Source organism: Haematobacter genomosp. 1, from assembly GCF_002196855.1.
GTDB lineage: Bacteria > Pseudomonadota > Alphaproteobacteria > Rhodobacterales > Rhodobacteraceae > Haematobacter.
On the sequence record NZ_NIPW01000025.1, the window covers coordinates 74643 to 97895 of the forward strand.

At 65.1% G+C, this 23253-nt stretch carries 18 protein-coding genes; 16 read left to right on the top strand and 2 right to left on the bottom strand.

The annotated features are described in order from the left end of the window. Positions 1-87 precede the first annotated feature (87 nt). Both gabT and CDV49_RS13410 read right to left on the bottom strand, forming a co-directional pair. Positions 88-1380 carry a 4-aminobutyrate--2-oxoglutarate transaminase gene (gene gabT, locus CDV49_RS13405; protein ID WP_088215933.1) on the bottom strand — a complete coding sequence of 431 codons (1293 nt, stop codon included), beginning with the start codon at positions 1378-1380 and terminating at the stop codon, positions 88-90. Between the two features lie 72 nt (positions 1381-1452). After that, positions 1453-2043, bottom strand: a complete 591-nt coding sequence (locus tag CDV49_RS13410) for a cupin domain-containing protein (RefSeq protein WP_256947343.1) — start codon at positions 2041-2043, stop codon at positions 1453-1455. 171 nt (positions 2044-2214) lie between these two features. Between CDV49_RS13410 and CDV49_RS13415 the strand changes: the two genes are divergently transcribed. The 16 genes from CDV49_RS13415 to neuC all read left to right on the top strand — a co-directional run bounded on the left by CDV49_RS13415 (position 2215) and on the right by neuC (position 23247). Next, a complete protein-coding gene (locus tag CDV49_RS13415; RefSeq protein ID WP_088215934.1) occupies positions 2215-2814 on the top strand; it encodes a TetR/AcrR family transcriptional regulator in 600 nt (199 codons plus the stop codon). Further along, positions 2811-3962 (top strand): efflux RND transporter periplasmic adaptor subunit, encoded by a 1152-nt coding sequence (locus tag CDV49_RS13420; protein ID WP_088215935.1) that lies wholly within the window; start codon positions 2811-2813, stop codon positions 3960-3962. Before CDV49_RS13415 ends, CDV49_RS13420 begins: the two co-directional genes overlap by 4 nt. A gap of 9 nt (positions 3963-3971) precedes the next feature. Next, complete coding sequence (locus tag CDV49_RS13425) at positions 3972-7076, top strand: efflux RND transporter permease subunit (RefSeq protein ID WP_088215936.1); 3105 nt, start codon at positions 3972-3974, stop codon at positions 7074-7076. Between the two features lie 84 nt (positions 7077-7160). After that, positions 7161-8972, top strand: a complete 1812-nt coding sequence (locus CDV49_RS13430) for a sensor histidine kinase (RefSeq protein ID WP_088215937.1) — start codon at positions 7161-7163, stop codon at positions 8970-8972. A gap of 5 nt (positions 8973-8977) precedes the next feature. Next, positions 8978-10342 (top strand): sigma-54-dependent transcriptional regulator, encoded by a 1365-nt coding sequence (locus CDV49_RS13435; RefSeq protein ID WP_218821973.1) that lies wholly within the window; start codon positions 8978-8980, stop codon positions 10340-10342. A gap of 80 nt (positions 10343-10422) precedes the next feature. Further along, positions 10423-11397 (top strand): tripartite tricarboxylate transporter substrate-binding protein, encoded by a 975-nt coding sequence (locus CDV49_RS13440; protein WP_088215939.1) that lies wholly within the window; start codon positions 10423-10425, stop codon positions 11395-11397. A 60-nt stretch (positions 11398-11457) separates the two neighbouring features. After that, the gene (locus tag CDV49_RS13445) at positions 11458-11916 is read left to right on the top strand and encodes a tripartite tricarboxylate transporter TctB family protein (protein WP_088215940.1); all 459 of its coding nucleotides are present in this window, start codon (positions 11458-11460) and stop codon (positions 11914-11916) included. Between the two features lie 9 nt (positions 11917-11925). Continuing rightward, on the top strand, positions 11926-13428 hold the full coding sequence (locus CDV49_RS13450; RefSeq protein ID WP_088215941.1) for a tripartite tricarboxylate transporter permease: 1503 nt from the start codon (positions 11926-11928) through the stop codon (positions 13426-13428). 88 nt (positions 13429-13516) lie between these two features. Then, positions 13517-14599, top strand: coding sequence for a phenylalanine--tRNA ligase subunit alpha (pheS, locus tag CDV49_RS13455; protein WP_088215942.1), 1083 nt, complete (start codon positions 13517-13519; stop codon positions 14597-14599). A 7-nt stretch (positions 14600-14606) separates the two neighbouring features. Then, the gene (locus CDV49_RS13460) at positions 14607-15311 is read left to right on the top strand and encodes a TIR domain-containing protein (protein ID WP_218821971.1); all 705 of its coding nucleotides are present in this window, start codon (positions 14607-14609) and stop codon (positions 15309-15311) included. Next, positions 15312-17717 carry a phenylalanine--tRNA ligase subunit beta gene (gene pheT, locus CDV49_RS13465; protein ID WP_088215943.1) on the top strand — a complete coding sequence of 802 codons (2406 nt, stop codon included), beginning with the start codon at positions 15312-15314 and terminating at the stop codon, positions 17715-17717. Positions 17718-17853: 136 nt separating this feature from the next. After that, positions 17854-18882, top strand: a complete 1029-nt coding sequence (locus CDV49_RS13470; protein WP_088215944.1) for an N-acetylneuraminate synthase family protein — start codon at positions 17854-17856, stop codon at positions 18880-18882. Beyond that, positions 18879-19658: a glycosyltransferase family 25 protein gene (locus tag CDV49_RS13475; protein ID WP_088215945.1), complete on the top strand. Its 780-nt coding sequence runs from the start codon at positions 18879-18881 to the stop codon at positions 19656-19658. The genes CDV49_RS13470 and CDV49_RS13475 overlap by 4 nt, the downstream gene beginning before the upstream one ends. A gap of 158 nt (positions 19659-19816) precedes the next feature. Continuing rightward, on the top strand, positions 19817-20971 hold the full coding sequence (locus CDV49_RS20265) for a glycosyltransferase family 2 protein (RefSeq protein WP_218821972.1): 1155 nt from the start codon (positions 19817-19819) through the stop codon (positions 20969-20971). 54 nt (positions 20972-21025) lie between these two features. Beyond that, positions 21026-22132: a rhamnan synthesis F family protein gene (locus CDV49_RS13485; protein ID WP_088215947.1), complete on the top strand. Its 1107-nt coding sequence runs from the start codon at positions 21026-21028 to the stop codon at positions 22130-22132. Further along, positions 22129-23247, top strand: a complete 1119-nt coding sequence (neuC, locus tag CDV49_RS13490; RefSeq protein WP_088215948.1) for a UDP-N-acetylglucosamine 2-epimerase — start codon at positions 22129-22131, stop codon at positions 23245-23247. Before CDV49_RS13485 ends, neuC begins: the two co-directional genes overlap by 4 nt. The last annotated feature ends 6 nt before the right edge of the window (positions 23248-23253 follow it).

Here is a 23253-nt window from a genome sequence, read left to right on the forward strand (position 1 = left end):
CGAGTTTTGGCTCGTGACCGGAGCGATTTCCTGACCCTCAGTGCAAGCCCGGGTAGATACCCGGCTTTTTCAGCGCTATGCCAAGCGTCAGGCGGCTTTCATCACGGCTGCCTCGATCGAGGCTTCGATGATATCCAGCGCCTCATCCACCTGCGCCCAAGGCGTCGTCAGCGGCGGCAGCAAACGGATGACGTTGTAGCGCGTCCCGCAGGAGAGGAGGATCAGCCCCCGCGTCTCCGCTTCCGCCACGATCCGGCCGGTAAGTGCGGCATCGGGGGCGCGGGTCTCCCGATCCGTCACGAGTTCAAACGCGTTCATCGCCCCAAGGCCCCGCACATTGCCGATGCACTCCATGCCCTGCCGTCGGGAGATGGCCTCCAGCCGGGCGCGGATCCGCTCTCCCATCTCGGCAGCGCGGAGGCAGAGCGCCTCCTCTTCCACGATGTCGAGGACGGCGTTCGCGGCAGCCACGGCCAGAGGATTGCCCGCATAGGTGCCCCCGAGCCCGCCCGCGCCCGGCGCATCGACGATCTCTGCCCGGCCCGTGACCGCAGAGAGCGGGAACCCTCCCGCCAGCCCCTTGGCCATCGTGACGAGATCGGGCGCCACGCCCGCATGTTCAAAGCCGAACATCTTGCCGGTGCGCGCGATACCGGCCTGAACCTCATCCCCGATCAGGACGATGCCATGGCGATCACAGACCTCCCGGACCGCACGAAGGAAGCCGAAGGGCGCGATGTTGAAACCACCCTCACCCTGCACCGGCTCCACGATGATCGCGGCCACCCGCTCGGGATCGACGGAGCTGGCAAACAGCCGCTCCAGATCGGCCAGAGCCTGCGCCTCGCTGACGCCGTGGTACTCGTTGGGGAAGGGGGCGTGGACAACTTCCGCCGGCATCGCGCCGAAACCCTTCTTGTAGGGCGCGACCTTGCCCGTCAGCGCCATGCCGAGCAGCGTCCGGCCATGGAATGCGCCGGAAAAAGCGATGACACCCGACCGCCCCGTATAAGCGCGCGCCATCTTGACCGCGTTCTCCACCGCTTCCGCGCCGGTGGTGACAAGCATGGTTTTCTTGGGAAAATCGCCGGGCGCGGCAGCGTTCAGCCGCTCGGCAAGCCGAAGGTAGGATTCGTAAGGTGCGACATGGAAGCAGGTATGGGTGAAGGACTGCGCCTGCTCTGCGACGGCGGCCATGACCTTCGGATGGCGATGCCCGGTATTGTTGACGGCGATACCGGCTGCGAAGTCGATGTAGCGCCTGCCATCCGCATCCCAGAGTTCGGCGTTTTCCGCGCGCACCGCATAGATGCCACGGGTGGAGACGCCGCGGGCGACGGCGGCCTCCTTGCGGGACGAAAGCGTTCTGCTGTCAGTCATCGGCGATCTCCATGTTAGGTGGAAATATGTAAGAGCGCTTCAAATTTTGAGCAACAGATTCGTTGGTGAAATTCACAGATAGGGGGGTGTGCAGGCGGATATCACCACCGTCCGTCCGGGATGGACATTGCGGAAACGGTGGGGAAGGCGGCTGTCGAACAGGTAGGAATCGCCGGGAAGAAGGACCCGCACGTCCTCCCCCACGGTCAGTTCGAGCGCACCTTCGATCACATAGCCGCCTTCGTTTGAAAAATGCTCCAGCATTGTGTTTCCGGTATCGGCGCCCTGCTCATAGACCTCATGCAGAATCTGGAGGTTGTGCCGCCGCGCATTGCCGATCTGACGGAGGGCCATCCGCCCCGTGAACTCCGCCCCGCCCGATACGGGCAGCTTGGAGGTGAGGTCCACAAGCTCCGCATCCGTGAAGAAGGGGCCTTCCGCCTCCTGCCGCTCCGCTTCAAAGAAATCCGCCATGCTGAGGCTCAATCCGCTTAATACTTTGCGCAGAGTTGAGACGGATGGGCTGGAGCGGTTCTGCTCGATCACGGAGATCTGCGCATGCGGCACTCCAGCCCGCTCGGCCAGTTGACGTTGCGACAATCCCGCCGCACGACGCATCGCCAGCAGCCGCGCGCCGATGTCGAACTGTCTCTCCCCGTTCACGTCGCATCTCCCATATTCGTCTTGCCGGACCCTAGGCCGAACCACTCCCGGCGTCCATTAACCGCCGCTTGCCGCCTGCGTTCCCTCTGCCGGTGCAAGACGGAGAGAGCGGTTGACTTTTGCCCCGAAGTTTTATTTACGAACGGTCGTCTTTTAAAAATCTGGAACCCTATGGGCCGCAAGCAGACCATAGACCGGGCGGAAATTCTTCGTGCCGTGGAAACCGTCGTTGCCCGTGATGGCGCGGCGGGGCTGACCATCGGCGCCGTGGCCGCCGAAATGGGCATCAGCAAGGCTGGTGTCCTTTACGACTTCGGGTCGAAGGAAGGGCTGATCCTTGCCTATACCGAAAGCCGCATCGACGGCTGGCGGGAGGAGGTCCGCGAGCGTGAGATCGCCCGAGAGGGCGAGGCGAACCAGCGGCTGAACAGCATCCTCGACAAGTATCAGGCCTGCGCGGGCGTGGACGATTCCCAGATCGCGCTGGCCATTTCGGCGGCGATGGTGGCAAGCCACGGCTGTCGGGACATCGTGCGCCGTGCGCATGAAGATGACATCCAGACCATCATCTCCGAAGCGGTGCAGGATGCCGGAGACCCGGCTCCTGCCCTCATCGCCTATCTCGCACTCTGGGGGCTCAAGTCGCTTGAGTTTCAAGGCGTGTCGGGATGCGATCCCGGCCTGCGGGACAAGGTTGTCGCCGCCCTTCGCGCCCTTCCCTCTCTCTCTCTTCCCTCCCCCCTCGCATCGGAAAATACAGGCACCGAATGATCCGCTCATCCCTTGACCGCGCCTGGCGCGGAATTGCACTCGTCGCGATGCTCTGCCTGCCCCTCCCCGTGGCGGCTCAGCAGGGACAGATGCCCCCAACCTCCGTCAGCGTCATCACCATGACGCCGGAGGCCCTGCCCGTGGTCAACGAACTGCCGGGGCGCGTCTCCGCCACACGTATCGCCGAAGTGCGCCCGCGCGTTTCCGGCATCGTGGTGGACCGTGTGTTCGAACAGGGGAGCATCGTGAAGGAGGGCGATGTCCTCTACAAGATCGACCCCGCCCAGTTCGAGGTGCGTGTCCGCGCCGCCGAGGCGCAACGCGCCCGGGCCGAGGCCACCGAAATGAACGCCGAAATCGAATATCGCCGTCAGCAGCAGCTCCGCGAGCGGAACGTTTCTGCCCGCGCCGATCTGGATACCGCCGAAACCGTGCTGGCGCAGGCCCGCGCCGATGTCGCCGCCGCAGAGGCGGCGCTGCAGGAGGCGAAACTCAATCTCGACTATACCCAGGTCAGGGCGCCCATCGCGGGCACGATCGGCCGCGCGTTGGTGACGGAGGGGGCGCTTGTCACCTCGCAGAGTGATATCATGGCCCTGATCCAGCAGCTCGACCCGCTCTATGCCGACTTCACCCAATCCTCCTCCGATCTGCGCCGGCTCCGGCAGGCGATGGCGGCAGGCCAGTTGGTCGCGACCGCTCCGAACGAGGCGCAGGTGACGCTGTTCTTCGATGACGGCACGCAATACGAGCATCCCGGCAAGTTGCTGTTCTCCGAAGCCACCGTCGACTCGACCACCGGCCAGGTGCTTCTGCGCGGTGAATTCCCGAACCCCAACGGGGAGCTTCTGCCGGGGCTTTATGTCCGCGTCCGTATCGAGCAGGCGATCCGTGACAATGCGCTCGCCATCCCGCAGATGGCCGTCCTGCGCGATGCGCAGGGCAATGCGCAGGTCTATGTCGTCCGCGATGACGATACCGTGGAGCTTCGCACCCTCCAGCTTGGCCCGACGATCGGCAACCGCTGGATCGTGGACGGCGGGTTGCAGGCGGGCGAGCGTGTCGTGGTCGTCGGTTCCCAGAAGCTTTTCCCGGATGCCAAGGTCGTGCCGCAGCAGTGGTCGCAGGCCGAAAACGGCGCGAACTGAGGACGTCAGATGCCGCATTTCTTCATCAAGAGGCCCGTCTTCGCCTGGGTGATCGCGATTTTCATCGTGCTCGCCGGTGTGCTGGCGCTGCCCTCCATCCCGATCTCGCAATATCCCCGCGTCGCTCCGCCGCAGATCCAGATTTCCACCAGCTATACCGGTGCCTCGCCGGAGGAAATCTACCAGTCCGTCGCTCGTCCCATCGAGGAAGAGCTGAACGGCATCAGCGGGATCATGTATTTCGAATCCACCTCGGATACCTCCGGCCGGATCGCGATCACCGCCACCTTCACCCCGGAAACGGATGTCGGCAGTGCGCAGGTGGACGTGCAGAACGCGGTTGCCCGTGTGCAGCCGCGCCTGCCCTCGCAGGTCGTGAACCAGGGGATCACCGTGCGGGAGGCCGGTGCGGGCTTCCTGCTCATGGTCGCGCTGACCTCCACCGACAACAGCTATGACGTGGTCGGACTGGGGGACTACATCAACCGCAACATCGTGGGCGAACTCCGCCGTATCAACGGCGTGGGCGAGGCGCAGATCTTTGCCGCGCAACGCGCCATGCGGGTCTGGCTGGACCCGGACAAGATGACCGGGCTCAACCTCTCCTCCGCGGATGTCGTGGCAGCGATCCGGGCACAGAACGCGCAGGTGGCGGCAGGCTCCGTTGGTGCCGCGCCGAACCCGATAAACCAGCAACTCACCGCAACCGTTCTCGTCAAGGGCCAGCTTTCCACCCCCGAGGAGTTCGGCGAGATCATCCTGCGCGCCAATCCCGACGGTTCCGCCGTGCGGCTCCGCGATGTCGCCCGGGTGGAGGAGGGGGGGGAGAGCTACACCTTCGCCTCGCGCCTGAACGGGCAGCCTTCCGCCGCCGTCGGCATTCAGCTTTCCACCACCGGCAATGCGCTGGCGACGTCTGAGGCCATCCACGCCAAGATGGCTGAACTGTCCGGTTTCTTCCCGGAAGGCATCGAATACTCGATCCCCTATGACACCTCTCCCTTCGTGCAGGCCTCCATCGAAAAGGTGATCCACACGCTGATCGAGGCGGTCATTCTGGTGTTCCTGGTAATGTTCCTGTTCCTGCAGAACATCCGCTACACCGTGATCCCGACCATCGTCGTGCCGATTGCGCTGTCCGGGACGCTGGCGGTGATGTGGGCGACCGGCTTTTCGGTGAACGTGCTGACCATGTTCGCGATGGTTCTGGCCATCGGCATTCTGGTGGACGACGCGATTGTCGTGATCGAGAACGTCGAGCGCATAATGGTCTCCGAGGGTCTGCCGCCCCGGGAGGCCACCGAAAAGGCCATGCACCAGATCACCGGTGCGATCGTCGGGATCACGCTGGTGCTGTCGGCCGTGTTCATCCCGATGGCCTTCTTCCCCGGCTCGACGGGCATCATCTACCGCCAGTTCGCTTTGACGATGGTGGTGTCGATCCTGTTCTCCGCCTTCCTTGCCCTTACCCTGACACCGGCGCTCTGCGCGACCTTCCTGAAACCCGTCACGCATGACCATCATGCCAAGAAGGGGTTCTTCGGCTGGTTCAACCGGGGCTTCGACCGGACGACCGAGGGCTATACAAGCGGCGTGCGGCGGGTGGTGAACCGGCCCTGGCCGATGATGCTGGTTTACGTGATCCTCTGCGCGGCGGTCGGTTACGGCTTCCTGCAACTGCCGACCTCCTTCCTGCCGAACGAGGATCAGGGCTTCATCATCGCCGATGTGCAGGCGCCTCCCGCGGCCTCCGCCAACCGCACGAGCGCGGTGCTGGAGACGGCGGAGGGCATCTTCAGCGAGATGCCGGAGGTGGAGAACGTGGTGAGCCTTCGCGGCTTCTCCTTCTCCGGCTCCGGGGCGAACGCCGGGCTCATGTTCGTGACCTTCAAGGACTGGTCGGAGCGGGATCGTTCTGCCCAGCAGATCGCCAACGCCGCGAATGCGCAACTCTTCGGTGTGCAGGATGCCCGCGCCTTTGCCCTGTCACCCCCTGCGATCCAGGGCTTCGGCACCTCCTCCGGCTTCAGCTTCCGGCTTCAGGACAGGGTGGGCCACGGCCAGCAGGCGCTGCAGGCGGCGGCGAACCAGCTCATGAGCATGGCGGGCCAGAGCCCGATCCTTGCGGGCCTGCGCGCAGAGGGCCTGCCGGATGCCGCGCAGGTGCAGGTGACGATCGACCGGGAGAAGGCGAATACCTTCGGTGTGACCTTCGCCGACATCTCCTCCACCATCTCGCAGTATCTTGGGTCGCTCTATGTCAACGACTTCCCGAACAACGGGCGGATGCAGCGCGTGGTGGTGCAGGCGGGCGAGTCCGCCCGCATGCAGGCAGAGGGGCTTTTGGACCTGACGGTGCGCAATAGCCACGGCGGCATGGTGCCCTTCTCCTCCTTCGCGACGCTGCATTGGGAGCGGGGTCCGGCACAGGTGGTGGGCTACAACGCCTATCCCTCCATCCGCATCGCCGGTCAGGCCGCACCCGGCCATTCCTCCGGCGCCGCCATCGCGGAGATGGAGCGGCTGGCTGGCGAACTGCCGGAAGGCTTCGGCTACGAATGGACCGGGCAGTCGCTGGAGGAGATCTCCTCAGGCAACGCCTCCACCCTCCTGTTCGGCATGTCGATCCTGTTCGTGTTCCTGCTGCTCGCCGCGCTTTACGAAAGCTGGTCGATCCCGATCTCGGTCATGCTCGTCGTGCCGCTGGGGGTCATCGGCTGCGTGATCGCGGTCATGCTGCGGGACATGCCGAACGACGTGTATTTCAAGGTGGGTCTTATCGCGATCATCGGTCTATCGGCCAAGAACGCGATTCTCATCGTGGAATTCGCGAAGGCGCTGCGGGAGGAGGGCAAGACTGCGCTCGAGGCGGCGGTGGAGGCGGCGAAGCTGCGCTTCCGCCCGATCCTGATGACCTCGCTCGCCTTCACGCTGGGCGTGGTGCCCCTCGCCATCGCCACGGGGCCATCGGCGGCCAGCCAGAACGCCATCGGCACGGCGGTGATCGGGGGCATGGTCGCCGCCACCGTGCTGGCCGTGTTTTTCGTGCCGGTGTTCTTCGTAGTGGTCATGGCGCTCTTCGAACGTCGCAAGAAGGCGCCCGTCGCAGCCTGAGTGCTTGGCCGGCAACGCTGCCGGCCCCATACTCCACAGGGCGTCCGGGGAACCGGGCGCCCCTTTCGTTTCCGGGAGCCGCCCATGACGCGCCGTATCCTCGTCGCCGGAACCTGTCTGCTTCTCATCCTGCTGTCGGTCTGGCAGGCGGGGCGCATCGCGCTCCGACACTATCTGGAAGCGGACCGTCAGCGGGCCGAAACGGCGCTCCGTCTGACCACCGGCGCGATGACCGGCTATCTCGCGCGCTACGAGGTGGCGCCTGACCTGCTCGCCGCTCTGGATCAGGTGCGGGCGCTGGCGGCCGATCCCGCAAACCCTGCCCGCACCGCCGAGATCAACGCGATGCTTACGGAGCGGAACGCCGCGCTTCAGGCATCCGAAATCTATGTCATAGGGCGCGACGGCGTGACGCTGGCCGCCAGCAACCACGACCGGCCCGACAGTTTCGTGGGCCAGAACTTCAGCTACCGGCCCTATTTTCAGGACGCGATCTCCGGGCGGCTCGCACGCTTCTACGGGATCGGCACCACCTCGGGCCTTCGGGGATACTACTTCTCCGCGCCGATCCGCCGGGGCGGGGATATTCTGGGCGTGGTGACGGTGAAGATCGGCCTCGACGCGCTGGAGGAGAGCTGGTCCGGCAGCGAATACCGCATTTTCGTCACCGACCCGGAGGGGGTCGTCTTCATGTCTTCCGTGCCGGAGTGGCTCTACGGCGGCCTGATGCCGCTGACGCCGGACCGGGTGGCGCGGGAAGAAGCCTCCCGCCGCTATGCGGGGGAGCGGCTGTTCCCCCTGCCGCTCACACGGCAATCGGTGGCGGGGGTGGAGACGCTGCGCGAGGCAGGCGGACGGCGCAACGATTACACTGCCGTGGCGCAGGTCTCGTCCGACGCCGGATGGCAGGTTCATGTCCTGCTCGACAGCGCCTCCGCCCGGGCACAGGCGGCGCTGGCGGCGCTGGCCACGGGGCTTCTGCTCTGCCTGCTGCTTTCCGCGGCCATGGTCATCCGGCAGCGCAGCGCGGGCCAGCGGGAACGGCTGGCGCTGCAGGAACGCGCCCGCGCGCATCTGGAGCAGCGCGTCGCACGCCGGACATCGGCGCTCAATGCCGCGAACCTTCGGCTGGAGGCGGAGATCGCGGAGCGCCGCGAGACGGAGAACGAGCTTCGCCGCACGCAGGCGAGCCTCGTTCAGGCTGGCAAGCTCGCCGCGCTGGGCCAGATGGCCGCGGCCCTCTCGCACGAACTCAACCAGCCGCTGGCCGCGGCGCGGAACTATGCCGATAACGCAATGACCCTCATCGACAGGCAGGATCTTCCCCGGGCGCGCGACAATGTGGGCCGCATCTACGCCCTTGTGGATCGCATGACCTCCATCGGTCAGCATCTGCGCAATGTCGCCCGCAACCCGGAGGAAAAGCTCGCCCCGGTCGATCTTGCGCCGCTCATGGACGAAACCCGCGCCATCGTCGCCCCCCGGCTGGAGGCGGCGGGTGCGGTACTGGAAGTGGAGATCGCGCCCGACCTTCCCGCGCTCCGTGCCGGGGCGACGCGCCTTCAACAGGTGCTGGTCAACCTCATCGGCAATGCCGCCGACGCGGCAACGGAGGCGGAGGACCGCCGCATCCACCTGACGGCGCATCTGGAGGAGGGCCTCGCCATCATCCGCGTGCGCGATCACGGGCCGGGAGTGCCGGCGGCGATCATCGACCGCATTTTCGATCCGTTCTTCACAACCAAGCGGGTGGGGGCGGGCCTTGGGCTGGGGCTTTCCATCTCCTATAACATCGTCAAGGATTTCGGCGGCGATCTCCGGGTGACGGACACCGGCCACGGCGCGGAATTCGCGGTCATCCTGAACGTGGCGGAGCGGCGGGGAGCGGCGGCGTGAGCATCATGCGGATATTGCTGGCCGACGATGACGCGGAGATGCGTCATTCCACGGCGGAAGGTCTGGACCTTGCAGGTTTCCGGGTCGAGGCATTTGCGTCTGCGGAGGAGGTTCTGGCCCTTGCCGCCCCGGGGTTCAACGGCGTCATCGCCAGCGATATCCGCATGCCCGGCATGGATGGCATGACCCTGCTGGACCGCGTGCGGGAGATCGACGCGGAAATCCCCGTGATCCTCATCACCGGCCATGCGGAGGTGCAGCTTGCCGTCGAGGCCATGCGGCGCGGGGCCTACGACTTCATTGAGAAGCCCTTCACCATGCAGGCGCTGGTGGCGGTGCTGCGCCGCGCGCTCGACCACCGGGGGCTGGTGCTGGAGAACCGGCGGCTCCGTGCGGCGGCGGGCAAGCGGGACGATATCGAAACCCGCGTGCCGGGCCGCTCCCAGGGGATGGTGGACCTGCGCTACCGGCTGCGCGCCATCGGCGCCTCGGATGCCGATGCGCTCATCATCGGGCCGACGGGGGCAGGGAAGGAGGTCGTCGCGCGGGCGATGCACGACCTGTCCTCCCGCGCGCAGCGGCCGTTTATCGCCATCGATTGCGCCGCGTTGCCCGCGACGCTGATCGAAAGCGAGCTGTTCGGCCATGAGATCGGCGCCTTCCCCGGGGCGCTGCGGTCGCGGTTCGGCAAGTTCGAACATGCCCGCGGAGGGACGATCCTGCTCGATGAGATCGGCTCCATGCCCTTCGATCTTCAGGCCAAGCTGCTGCGGGTGCTGGAGGCGCGGGCCATCACCCGGCTGGGGTCGCACGATGCCATCCCCCTCGATGTCCGCTTCATCGCCACCAGCAAGGTCGATCTGGCGGAGGAGGTGGCCGCAGGCCGCTTCCGGGAGGATCTCTACTACCGGCTGAACGTCGCGACGATCCGGCTGCCTTCGTTGATGGAGCGCCGGGAGGACATACCGCTCCTCTTCCTCCACCTCGCTCGCGAAGCGGCGGCGCGGCATGGCGTGGCGGAGCGGGAGGCGCCTCCCGGCCTGCTGGCCAGGCTCTCCACCCGCGACTGGCCCGGAAATGTGCGCGAGCTGCGCAATGCCGCTGAACGCTTCGTCCTCGGCATCGACGGCATGGAGAGCGCGACGGGCGAGGGCTCCCGGCTGTCGGACCGGGTGGCGGAGTTCGAGCGGAGCCTCATATCCGGCGCGATCAGCGCCCACGGGGGCCGGTTGAAGCCGGTCTATGAAGCGCTCGGCATCTCTCGCAAGACGCTCTATGAGAAGATGCAGAAATACGGTCTGGACAGAAAGCTTCTGTCGGAAACGGCAGAAGCCACGGAGCTGGAACCCGAATTTTCCGCCCGGCAATAACATTTTGGTGACCTGTCGTTCCGGAAATGCCATCCTTTCCCGGAGGGTGCGGCCAATCAGCGCCCCTGAGGGAGGATACCATGACGAGGAAACTCATCGGCGGCTTGGCTGCCGGCTTTGCGATGCTTGCCGGTGCGGCAATGGCGCAGGACTATCCCACGCGGCAGATCACGATGATCGTGCCCTTCTCGGCGGGTGGCCCGACCGATACCGTCGCGCGGCTTGTGGCGGAGTCCATGTCCCGCGATCTCGGCCAGCAGGTCATCATCGAGAACGTGGGCGGTGCCGGTGGAACGCTTGGCGCGGGCCGGGTTGCGACGGCGGATCCTGACGGCTACACGCTGCTGCTCCACCATATCGGCATGGCGACCTCGGCCACGCTGTATCGCAAGCTGGCCTATGACACGCTGGGCGACTTCGAGTATGTGGGCCTCGTCACCGAAGTGCCCATGACCATCGTTTCCCGCAAGGACATGGAAGCCGCAGACCTCAAGGGCCTGATCTCCTACGTCAAGGAACACGCGGACGAGGTGACGCTCGCCAATGCCGGGATCGGCGCGGCCTCGCATCTCTGCGGGATGATGTTCATGTCGGCCATCGACACGCCTCTGGTGACGGTGCCCTACAAGGGGACGGGCCCGGCGATGACGGATCTGTTGGGCGGGCAGGTGGATCTGATGTGCGACCAGACCACCAACACCACCCAGCAGATCAAGGGCGGCACGATCAAGGCCTATGCCGTGACCTCGCCCGAACGGCTGGCGATCTTCCCCGATCTGCCCACCGCGTCCGAGGCGGGCCTTGACGGCTTTACCGTGGGCATCTGGCACGGCATCTATTCGCCGAAAGGCACGCCGGCCGCGATCAACGTGCGCCTCTCCGTGTCGCTGCAGAAGGCGCTGGCCGATCCGAACGTGATTGCACGCTTTGCGGAACTTGGCACCACGCCCTCCTCCGCCGCGGAAGCGACTCCAGCGGCCCTCAAGGAGAAGCTGGAGACGGAAATCGCCCGCTGGAAGCCGGTGATCGAGGCTGCCGGCGTCTATGCCGACTGACCCCCGATGGTCGATCTGCTGCGTCCGACCCTGTCGGGCGCTCCCCATCCGGAGATCCGAATGTCACGTCATCTGAACGCCAGCAGTCTGATCGGCGGCGCGCTGCTGGTCCTCACCGCCCTGTTCTTCGCGCTGGAATCGCTCGACCTGGAGCTTGGGACATCGCGGCGCATGGGGCCGGGTTACTTCCCGTTCGTCCTGTCGCTGGTGCTTGGTCTCCTGGGGCTCATCATCCTTTTCGACGGCTTTCGCACCAGGGGCGAACCGATCGGCGAAATCGCGTGGAGGGGCATGTTGTTCATCCTTCCCGCGCCGATTTTCTTCGGGCTGACGGTGCGGGGGCTGGGCTTCGTGCCGGCGCTGTTCGTCACGGCGCTCATCGCCTCCTTCGCCTCCACGCGGATGCGCCCTCTGGGCGCGGTGGTGCTCGCCGTTGCCATCACCGTGTTTTCGACCCTTGTGTTCAGCTATGCCCTCGGCCTGCCGTTCCGGCGCTTCGGCCCCTGGCTCCCGTTCTGAGGCCCGAAGATGGATCTGCTCTCAAACCTCGCGCTGGGCTTTGCCACGGCATCGACGCCTGCGAACCTGCTGTTTTGCCTGATCGGGGCGCTGCTCGGTACGCTGGTGGGCGTGCTGCCGGGGATCGGCGCCACGGCGACCATCGCCATGCTGCTGCCGATCACGTTCCAGCTGGAACCCGTCTCCTCGCTCATCATGCTGGCGGGCATCTACTACGGCGCGCAATACGGCGGCTCGACCACGGCCATCCTCATCAACATGCCGGGCGAATCGTCCTCTGCCGTGACGGCGATCGACGGCTACCAGATGGCGCGCAAGGGAAAGGCGGGCACCGCCCTTGCCGTCGCCGCATTGGGATCCTTCTTTGCCGGGACGGTTTCCACCTTGCTGGTGGCGATCTTCGCGCCGCCGCTCACCGCCGTTGCCCTGCGCTTCGGTGCGGCGGAGTATTTTTCGCTGATGCTCCTCGGCCTCGTTATGTCCATCGCGCTTGCGCATGGCTCGGTGCTCAAGGCGCTGGCCATGGTGGTGCTCGGGCTGCTGCTCGGGCTGGTGGGCACCGATATTTACACCGGCACGCCGCGGTTCACTCTGGGCATCCGCGAATATGCCGACGGGCTGAACTTCGTCGCGCTTGCCGTGGGTGTTTTCGGTATTGCGGAGATCCTGCGCAACTTGGAATCGGAGGGGAGCCGCTCCATCCTGCGCACCGCGGTGGACAGGCTCCTGCCCAACCGGGAGGAGTTCCGGCGCATGGTGGCGCCGGTGTTGCGCGGGACGGCGCTTGGCTCGGTGCTGGGCATCCTGCCGGGGGGCGGGGCGATCCTTGCCTCCTTCGCCTCCTACACGATGGAAAAGCGTCTCGCGAAGAACCCTGCGGAATTCGGCCACGGTGCGCTGGAGGGCGTGGCGGGGCCGGAATCCGCCAACAATGCCGGAGCGCAGACCTCCTTCATCCCTTTGCTTACGCTGGGGATTCCCGCAAACCCCGTCATGGCGCTGATGATCGGCGCGATGATCATTCAGGGCATCGTTCCCGGCCCCAATGTGGCGACGGAGCAACCCGCGCTCTTCTGGGGGATCATCGCCTCGATGTGGATTGGCAACCTGATGCTCGTCGTGCTGAACCTGCCGCTGATCGGGCTGTGGGTAAAGTTGCTGACGGTGCCCTATTACGTGCTGTTTCCCATCATCATGGCCTTCTGCTCCATCGGTGTTTACAGCGTCGCCTCCAACACCTTCGACCTCTATGCCGTCGCGGCCTTCGGTCTGCTCGGCTATGTCATGGCCAAGCTGGGGTTCGAGCCCGCGCCGCTGCTGCTGGGCTTCGTCCTCGGCCCGATGATGGAGGAGAACCTGCGCCGGGCCATGATCCTGTCGCGGGGCGATCCCATGACCTTCGTCAACCGGCCGATCAGCCTGACGCTCCTGTTGCTGACGCTGGCCGTGCTGGTGGTGCTGTTCCTGCCCAACATCCGCCGCAAGCGGGAAGAGGTGTTCGTCGAGGAATGAACCCGATCCGGCCCTGCCTCGGGCTTGGGTCTTTTCCCCGGGGCCGGGCCTGTGGTAGCACGGGCCCGGATTTTCCCGGAGAGATGACATGGACGGTTTGGACGCACTGAGGGGCAGGTATCTCGACGGCATCGCCGGGGCGTCGGATGAGTCGTCGCTGGAGGATATCCGCCTTGCCGCGCTGGGCAAGAAGGGCGAGATCAGCCTGAAGATGCGCGAACTGGGCAAGATGACCCCGGAGGAGCGCCAGACCACCGGCGCCGCGCTGAACCGCCTGAAGGACGAGATCGACGCCGCCCTTCGCGCCCGCAAGACCGCTCTCGGCGATGCGGCGCTCGATGCCCGGCTGAAGGCGGAGTGGCTGGACGTCACCCTGCCCGCCCGCCCGCGCCGTCAGGGCACGATCCATCCCGTGAGCCAGGTGACGGAGGAGGTCACCGCCATCTTTGCCGACATGGGTTTCGCCGTGGCGGAAGGCCCGCAGGTGGAGAGCGACTGGTACAATTTCGACGCGCTGAACATCGCGCCGGAGCACCCCGCCCGGCAGGAGCATGACACCTTCTTCATGGCGCGCGATCCGGGCGACAACCGCCCGCCGAACGTGCTGCGGACCCATACCTCGCCCGTGCAGATCCGCGCGATGCAGGAACGGGGCGCCCCGCTTCGCGTCATCTGTCCGGGGCGCGTCTACCGCATGGACATGGACCAGACCCACACGCCGATGTTCCATCAGGTCGAGGGGCTGGCGCTCGGCCGCGACATCAACATGGCCAACCTCAAATGGGTGCTGGAGGAGTTCTGCCGTGCCTTCTTCGAGGTGGACAGCGTGGAACTGCGCTTCCGCGCCTCGCACTTCCCCTTCACCGAACCCTCGGCGGAGGTCGATATCCGCTGCTCCTGGGAGGGTGGCCAGCTCAAGATCGGCGAAGGCGACTCGTGGCTTGAAATCCTCGGCAGCGGCATGGTCCACCCGAAGGTTCTGGCCGCGGGCGGCATCGACCCCAACGAATGGCAGGGCTTCGCCTTCGGCATGGGCATCGACCGGATCGCCATGCTGAAATACGGCATCCCCGACCTGCGCGCGTTCTTTGAGAGCGACCTGCGGTGGCTGCGTCACTACGGCTTCGCCGCGCTCGACGTGCCGGGGATTGTGGGCGGGTTGAGCAGGTGAGGGGACAATGAAGTATTTTGGAGAACGCGAAGGACTAGATGCATTCCTTGGTGAGTTAGGGCTTTCCGGTGAGTGGACCGATCAAGGCGCCTATAGCTCCTTCAGGGCCCGCACAGGGGAAATAGTGAACTTCTACAAGACAGGAACCCTTGTCGCGCAAGGTGCTCGACAAGATATTATGAAGGCTAAGCTAGAGCGCCTATGCGACGGGGGCGTTATGGCGCCGGTAGCCAAACCAGAACGAACGGCTCACATTTTCATAGTTCATGGACATGATGAGCCTGCCCGTAATGATCTTGAACTTGTTTTGCGGCGTTTAGGCCTTGATCCCTTCATCCTTCAGAATGAGGGTGGTGGCGGTTTGACTTTGGTGGAGGCTTTAGAGAGAAGTATCTATGAGCAGTCAGCGTTTGGCATCGTTTTGATGACGCCAGACGACTACGGGTACCGCCGAGACCAAACAGAAGCGGATAGGCGTCCACGTACTCGCCAGAATGTCATTCTTGAAATGGGTATGGTTATGGCCTCGTTGGGCCGCCAGCGCATGGCAATTTTGAAGAAAGGCAATTTAGAAATTCCATCAGATGCAGACGGCATAATACGCTTAGAGTTCAATGAACGAGTGCAGGAGATAGTGCCTGCATTGGTGCAGAGGCTTGAGCAAGCTGGTATCCAAATTGATCACACCAAAATAGCTGCGGCGGCGAGATAAATGAAATTCACCCTCTCCTGGCTGAAAGACCATCTCGACACCACGGCCACCGTCGAGGAAATCGCCGAGACGCTGACCGATCTCGGGCTGGAGGTGGAGGAGGTGTCTGATCCTTCCGCCCGGCTGAAAACCTTCACGCTGGCGAAGGTGCTTCACGCCGAACAGCATCCCGATGCCGACCGGCTCCGCGTCTGCCGTGTGCTGACGGATGAGGGCGAGAAGCAGATCGTCTGCGGTGCGCCCAATGCGCGGGCGGGGATCACCGTCGTGCTGGTGAAGCCCGGTGACTATGTGCCCGGGCTCGACATCACGCTCGGCGTGGGCAAGATCCGCGGCGTGGAAAGCCATGGCATGATGGCCTCCGAACGCGAGCTGGAACTGTCGGACGAGCATGACGGGATCATCGAACTTCCCTCGGGCGAGGTCGGCGAGAAATTCGTGGACTGGCTGGCGGAGAACCGTCCCGGCGCGGTCGATCCGATGTTCCACATCAAGATTACCCCCAACCGCCCCGATGCGCTGGGGGTGCGGGGCGTCGCGCGCGATCTGGCGGCGCGGGGCCTTGGAACGCTGAAGCCGCTGGCCGTCGAAAAGGTGCCGGGCGCCTTCCCGAACCCGATCCCGGTGAGTATCGAGGGCAATACGCTCCCCTTCTGCCCGCTCTTTGCCGGGCGGGTGATCCGCGGGGTGAAGAACGGCCCCTCGCCCGCATGGATGCAGGCGCGGCTGAAGGCCATCGGTCTGCGGCCCATTTCCGCGCTGGTGGACATCACCAATTACTTCACCTTCGATCTGAACCGCCCGCTGCATGTCTTCGACGCGGACAAGGTCAAGGGCACGCTCACCGTACGCTCGGCCCGGGAGGGGGAAGACCTGCTGGCGCTGGATGGCAAGAGCTACGCCCTGACGCCCGGCATCACAGTGATTGCCGATGATGCCGGTGTGGAGAGCCTGGGTGGCGTCATGGGGGGCGAGGCTTCGGGCTGCACGGAGGAGACGGTCAGCGTCTATCTGGAGGCTGCGTATTTCGACCCGATCCGCACGGCAACGACGGGTCGCGCGCTCAAGATCATCTCGGACGCGCGTTACCGGTTCGAGCGTGGCATCGACCCGGACTTCACGCTGGAGGGGATGGAGCTTGCGACGCGCATGATCCTCGACCTCTGCGGGGGTGAGGCGTCGGAGGTGCAGGTCGCGGGCGCGGTCCCCGATACCGCCCGCGCCTATCGCTGGCAGCCGGAGCGGATCATCAGCCTCGTCGGCATGGATATCCCCGCGACGGAGCAGAAGCGCACGCTGGAGGCGCTCGGCTTCACCTTCACGGGCGATATGGCCAGCCCCCCCTCCTGGCGCCCCGACGTGCTGGGAGAGGCCGATCTGGTGGAGGAGGTCGCGCGCGTGGCCTCCCTCACCAAGCTGCGGGGTCAGCCCCTGCCACGGGCGACGGCGGGGGTGCCCAAGCCGATCCTCTCCCCCCGGCAGCGGCGGGAGGGCGCGGCGCGGCGCACGGCGGCGACGCTCGGCTACAACGAATGCGTGACCTACAGTTTCATCTCCGAAGCGGCGGCAAAGCTGTTCGGCGGCGCGGCGCCGGCCACGCGGGTGGAGAACCCGATCTCCTCGGCCATGACGCATCTGCGCCCGTCGCTCCTGCCCGGCCTTCTGGAGGCTGCGGCCCGCAATCAGGCGCGCGGTTTCGCCGATCTGGCGTTCTTCGAGGTCGGGCCGGTGTTCACCGGCGGTGAACCGGGCGAACAGGCGACGGAGATCACCGGGCTTCTGGTGGGCGAGGCTGTCGGGCGCGATGTGCACGGCGGCCGGCGCGGTTTCGACGTGTATGACGCCAAGGCGGATGCGGAGGCGATCCTGTCGGCCGCGGGCGCGCCGCAGCGGGTGCAGATCAGCCGCGACGCGGGCGATGCCTTCCACCCCGGCCGGTCAGGCCGCATCGGCCTTGGCAAGAACGCCATCGCCACCTTCGGCGAGGTGCATCCCCGTATCCTGCGCGCCTTCGACGTGAAGGGCCCGGCGGTCGCCTTTACCGTTCATCTGGACGCGATCCCGCTGCCGCGCGGCAAGGGCACGACGCGCCCCGCGCTCGTGCTCTCCGATCTGCAGGCGGTGGAACGGGACTTCGCCTTCGTGATCGACAGCTCCGTGGAGGCCCTGACGCTCGTCAACGCCGCGCAGGGGGCGGACAAGGCGCTGATCGAGGAAGTGCGCGTATTCGACGAATTCTCCGGCGAGAAGGCGGAGGCGCAGATGGGTGCGGGCAAGAAGAGCCTCGCCATCACCGTGCGCCTCCAGCCCAAGGACCGCACCCTGACGGAGGAGGAGATCGCCGCCGTTTCCGCCAGGATCGTGGAGAAGGTCGCAAAGGCCACGGGTGGCGCGTTGCGCGGCTGACCCGCCCCCCGTCTGCCCCCGTCCGGCCCTCCGGCCGGGCGGGGAGCCGCCCGCGGCGGGCGCAAATGTCGCGCAGCCTTGAAGACCGGCGTGGGATGACGCACATCTGGCCCGTGCAACAAGCCCGGATGATGCAATGAAAATCGCCCACCGTGAGATCGGACCCGGTCAGCCGCCGCTGGTGATCGCCGAGATCGGGATCAACCACGGCGGCAGTCTCGCCGTCGCCAAGGAGATGGTCCGCCTCGCCGCCGCTTCGGGCTGCGAATGCATCAAGCATCAGACGCACATCATCGAAGACGAGATGACGGAGGAGGCGAAGTCCATCTTCCCGCCGAATGCCGATGTCTCGATCTGGGAGGTGATGGAGCGGAATGCCCTGAGCCGCGAGGACGAGATCGCGCTGAAGGATTATACCGAGGGGCTGGGGATGATCTATCTCTCCACGCCCTTCTCCCGCGCGGCGGCCGATTTTCTGAACGACATCGGCGTGCCGGCCTTCAAGATCGGCTCCGGCGAGGCCGACAACCTGCCGCTCATCCGCCACATCGCCCGTTTCGGCAAGCCGGTCATCATGTCCACCGGGATGCAGACGATCCAGTCGGTCAGCGCTTCCGTGCGGATACTCGACGAGGCGGGGATCGACTACGCGCTGCTCGAATGCACGAACCTCTATCCCTCCCCGGCGGAGATCGTGTCCCTGAAGGGCGTGACGGAGTTGCGCGCCGCCTTCCCGAAGGCGGTCGTGGGTTTTTCCGACCATTCCATCGGGCCGGAGATGGCGCTCGCTTCCGTGGCGCTCGGCGCCTGTATCCTGGAGCGGCACTATACCGATACGCGCTATCGCATCGGGCCGGACATCATCAACTCCATGGATCCGGCGGAGCTGCGTTTCCTGATCGACCGGTCCCGCGAAATCTGGATCGCCGCCAACAACCCGAAGGAACGCACCCAGGCGGAGGAATCCGTCTATGCCTTCGCACGCGGCAGCGTGGTGGCGGATCGCGACCTTCCCGAAGGCCATGTCATCGCGGAGGCCGACATCTGGGCCCGCCGCCCCGGTTCGGGCGAAGTTCCCGCCTATGAGTTCGACAGTGTGGTGGGCAAGCGGCTGACCCGTGCCGTCACCCGCAACACGCAGCTGAAATGGGCGGACCTCGCATGAGTCTCACGCGCGCCGATATGGGTTGCTGGCTCATCAACCTGCCCCGCGCGGTGGAGCGGCGGCGGAAGATGGAGGCGCAGCTTGCCGGGATGGACCTGCCCTATACCGTCTTCGACGGTGTGGATGGCAAGGCGCGGGCGGAGGAGCTTCTGAAGACCGTCGATCTGGAGCAGTTCGAACGCAACCTCGGGCGCAGGATTCTGATGGGCGGGATCGGCTGCTACCATTCGCATCTGGGCGTCTGGGGGGAATTTCTGGCCTCCGACAAGAAGGTCGCTTTGATCCTTGAGGATGACGTGGTGTTCCACGACGATTTCCTCTCCGCCGTCGATGTGGCGCTGGCGCATGACGGCGCCTGGGACATCCTGAAGCTCAACCGGATCCGGGCCAAGATGCCGATCTGTCAGGGCAGGATCGGGCCGTATCACGTCAACGCCTATCTTGGTCCTGCGACCGGGACTGGAGCATATCTGGTGAAGCGGGAGGTGATCGAGCGCCTTCGCCCGGAAATGATCCCGATCACCCGCGCCACGGATCATGAGATCAACCGGTTCTTCATCCACGACTATCGGCTGTTCGGTCTGGAACCCTTCCCAAGCCATGTGGACGATGGCGGCCAAAGCCTTATCACCGGCTCCGGTTTCGCGGATGTGACGCGCCTGAAATGGTATCAGCGTCTTCCCTATTACCGATTGAAAGCTGCCAATTACTTTCGTCGCGGCTGGTGGTTGCTTAAGAAGGGCTATCTCTGGCCGCGCTGCGGGCGTCAGCTTTAAGGGTGTTGCATTGGAAACACATGCGTGCTGAAACCTGAAACCAGAAAGTTGAATTCAGCCAAAGGTTGCTTGAAATAAAAATCAATGCGCTAGCCGTTGCAGACCTCATTATGGGTGCCGGAGCGCGTTTATCTTTTGGCAACGATGGTTCTGTGGCAATGGCGGACGAGTTTTACGAAATTTCTTCGCTTTCCCTGCCGGAGGATTTCGAGACGTTCAGGCATCCGCCTGCGAGAACCCGGATCAGTGAACCGCAGTTCTGGGATGGATATGACAGGACGACGCTGATCTACGATGCCGTGTATATCGCCGACGATAATATCCTGCGGATCTGCTGTCCAAACCCTGTAAATCTTGCACCCATATTGCTGCGCGGCACCTTTTCTATAGATGGAACTGGCGCAAGACCTGAGAGAGTACGTCGACAGGGGCAGTTCTGGACGCTGGATTTCCGGGTTTCTGCGAGTCCGAAAAGGTTCGGGCTTCGGTATCGGCATTTATCTTTTGATGCTCCGGTTAATGCGACAAATGGTCGCGATTTTGCGGGGAAGAACTGCCTCTATTCCATGGTGAAGAATGGGGATCCGAAATGGATTCACGACTGGGCGCTGTTTCACCGGAATGCCCACGGGGCCAATGCGGCTGTCGTCGTGAATAACGGGAGCAGGGATTTCACCAGCGCTGATATCGCTGCTGCCCTTCGTGATGCGGGACTGACGACGGTGCGGGTAGTGGAGGCGCCGCTTCGCTACGGTCCGGTTTCGGGCGCGCGGCGGGGACTGGGGCGGGCGAAGTTTCTTCAGGTCGCAATGATGAACCACATGCGGGATACGCTGCTTCGCGATGCCCGCGCGGTTCTCCCCGTCGATATCGACGAACTGGTGGTTTCGGAAACCGGGGAAAGCATCTTCGATCATGCGGTTCGCAGCCGGAGCGGTTATGTCACCATCCCGGGCCGGTGGCGTCATTCCGGCGGGCAGGAGAGCCGGCCGCGTCACGCATCCCACCGCTTCCGTGACCCGCAGGAGGAGCAGTGTGAGCCGAAATACTGCATCGTTCCGGGGTCTGTCCTGGGACGCTGGGTCTGGGGTGTGCACAGCCTTGCGGCGGTTCCGCGGAACCTGTTTCGCGGCCGGGGCTTCCACTTTCTTCACTGCCGGCAGATTTCCACATCCTGGAAGTTCGCTCGCGCCTTCGATGCGGACCGGGCGCTCGAGGCCGATCCGGCCGCAGGGGCCGTGCTGGGCCGATTTCTGCCCGCGATGTCTTCAGAAGCGCCGCCAATGCGTGCCGCCCGCGAAGACGCGGCCTAGACCTCCTCTCCCGAGACGCCATATTGGGGGCCGCGAACGGCGCTGAGGGAACGCATGGCTGTGAAATCGGGACTGGGCTGGCGCGGCAAGGCGCTGCGGGAGATCAACCGGCTGCGTCATCAGGTGACCGATGCGTTGAGCGTTCTGCCCGATCGCTCCGCGACCCGGCGGCATGACGCGCGGTTCCCGGCGGCTGTGACGCTTCAGAAGGGAGCACAGGTGGCCGGGAGCCGGGTGGCGCTGGTGCTGCTCTATCAGCCTGCGGGGATCGCGCCCTCGACCCTCGCGATGCTCGATCACCTGCTCGGGCGGGGCTACGTGCCGCTGGTGGTCTCCAACGCCCCGCTGGACGGGGGTGCGGAGGCTGTCCTCGCCCGCTCGGCCTTCGTTATGGAGCGGCCGAACTTCGGTTATGATTTCGGTGGCTACCGGGACGGGCTGAGAGTGCTGGAGGAACAGGGGCTGGACCCGGAGTGGCTGCTTATCCTCAACGACAGCATCTGGTTCCCGCTGCGCGAGGATGAGACGATGATCGCGCGGATGGAGGCCTCCGGCAGCCCCTTCCTTGGAGCGATGTATGAGTTGAAGGGCAACCGCGTCCATCGCTCCCATTACGAGAGCTACTTCTTCCTCGTCTCCCGCGCCGCGCGGCGGAGCACGGCTTTCCGCGACTACTGGCGCGATTACCTGATGTCCTCCACCAAGCGGAAGGTGCTACAGCGGGGCGAGAAGGGCTTCTCGCAGGCGATGTTCGCGGGCGGCTTTGCCCCCTCCGGGCTTGCCTCGCGGCAGGCGTTTCTGGACCATGCCGCGACGGCGGATGACGGATGGCTCCGCAAGACGCTCGACTACGCCGCCTATTCGGAAGATGCGCTGGAGCAGGAGCGGGACGCGATCCTCGCGCTGCCCGATGGGAATGGCTTCCGTGACCGGGCACGGGACCATATCCGGCGCGCTTCCGCGGGCGGCACCTATCACGACACGTTCCACTGGGGGGCCGCGGTGCTGTTCGGCCTGTCATTCATGAAGAAGCGCAACCGGGCCCAGACGGTGGAGATGCGGCGGCAGTATCTCCGCGCCGTCGCGGCGGGCGATCTGGCCCCGCCGTTACCGGTCATGCTTGCCGAGATCCGGGCTTCCGTGCCAGAGGGCAGGGCATGACCCGCTCGCTCCTCTTCGTCACCGGCACGCGCGCCGATTTCGGCAAGCTCGAACCGCTCGCCGTCGCGGCGCGGGATGCGGGCTTCCGCGTGTCCTTCTTCGTGACCGGCATGCATATGATGGACCGCTACGGGCGCACGAAGATCGAGGTGCATCGTCTCGCCGGGGTCGAGGTGTTCGAGTTCCTGAACCAGCGGGAGGGCGATCCGCAGGACATGATCCTTGCCAAGACCGTCGTCGGCTTTTCCGATTTCCTGGCGGAACACCGGCCCGATCTGGTCATCGTCCACGGTGACCGGGTGGAGGCGCTGGCCTGCGCGCTGGTCTGCGCCACGAATTACGTCCGCTGCGCCCATATCGAAGGCGGAGAGGTGTCGGGGACGATCGACGAGATCTTCCGCCACTGCAACACCAAGCTCGCCTGGTGCCATTTCGTCTCCTCCGAACAGGCAAAGGCGCGGGTCATGGCTCTGGGAGAGGCGCCGGAGGCAATCTATGTCATCGGCTCGCCCGAACTCGACAAGCATGGCGCGCCCTCCGGCGTGACGCTGGCGGAGGTGAAGGCGCGCTACGACATTCCCTTCGCCGATTACGGCATTGCGGTGTTCCATCCCGTCACCTCCGAAGCGGCGACCATCGGTGCGCAGGCGGAGACCCTGTTCGGAGCATTGGCGAAGTCGCGGCGGAATTTCGTCGTCATCCTGCCCAACAACGATCCTGGGTCGGAGGATATCTTCCGCGCCATCGACCGGCTTCCGGCGGAGCGCTTCCGGCGCATCCCGTCCATGCGCTTCGCCTATTTTTCCGAGCTGATGAAGAATGCGGCCTGTCTCGTGGGCAATTCATCGGCGGGCGTGCGGGAGGCGCCGTTTCTCGGCATCCCGTCGCTGGATATCGGCACGCGGCAGACCAACCGCTCGGAGGCGCCCTCCATTGTCCATACGCCTGCGGATCGGGCCGCCATCCTCGATTTTCTCACCACGGAGTGGGGGCGCCGGTTTCCGCCGGACACGGCCTTTGGCGAAGGCCGCGCGGCGGATCGTTTCGTGGCCATCCTGAATGACGAGAGCTTCTGGGCGCGCGGCTTCCAGAAGGCCTTCCGCGACGTTGGCTGATCGGGG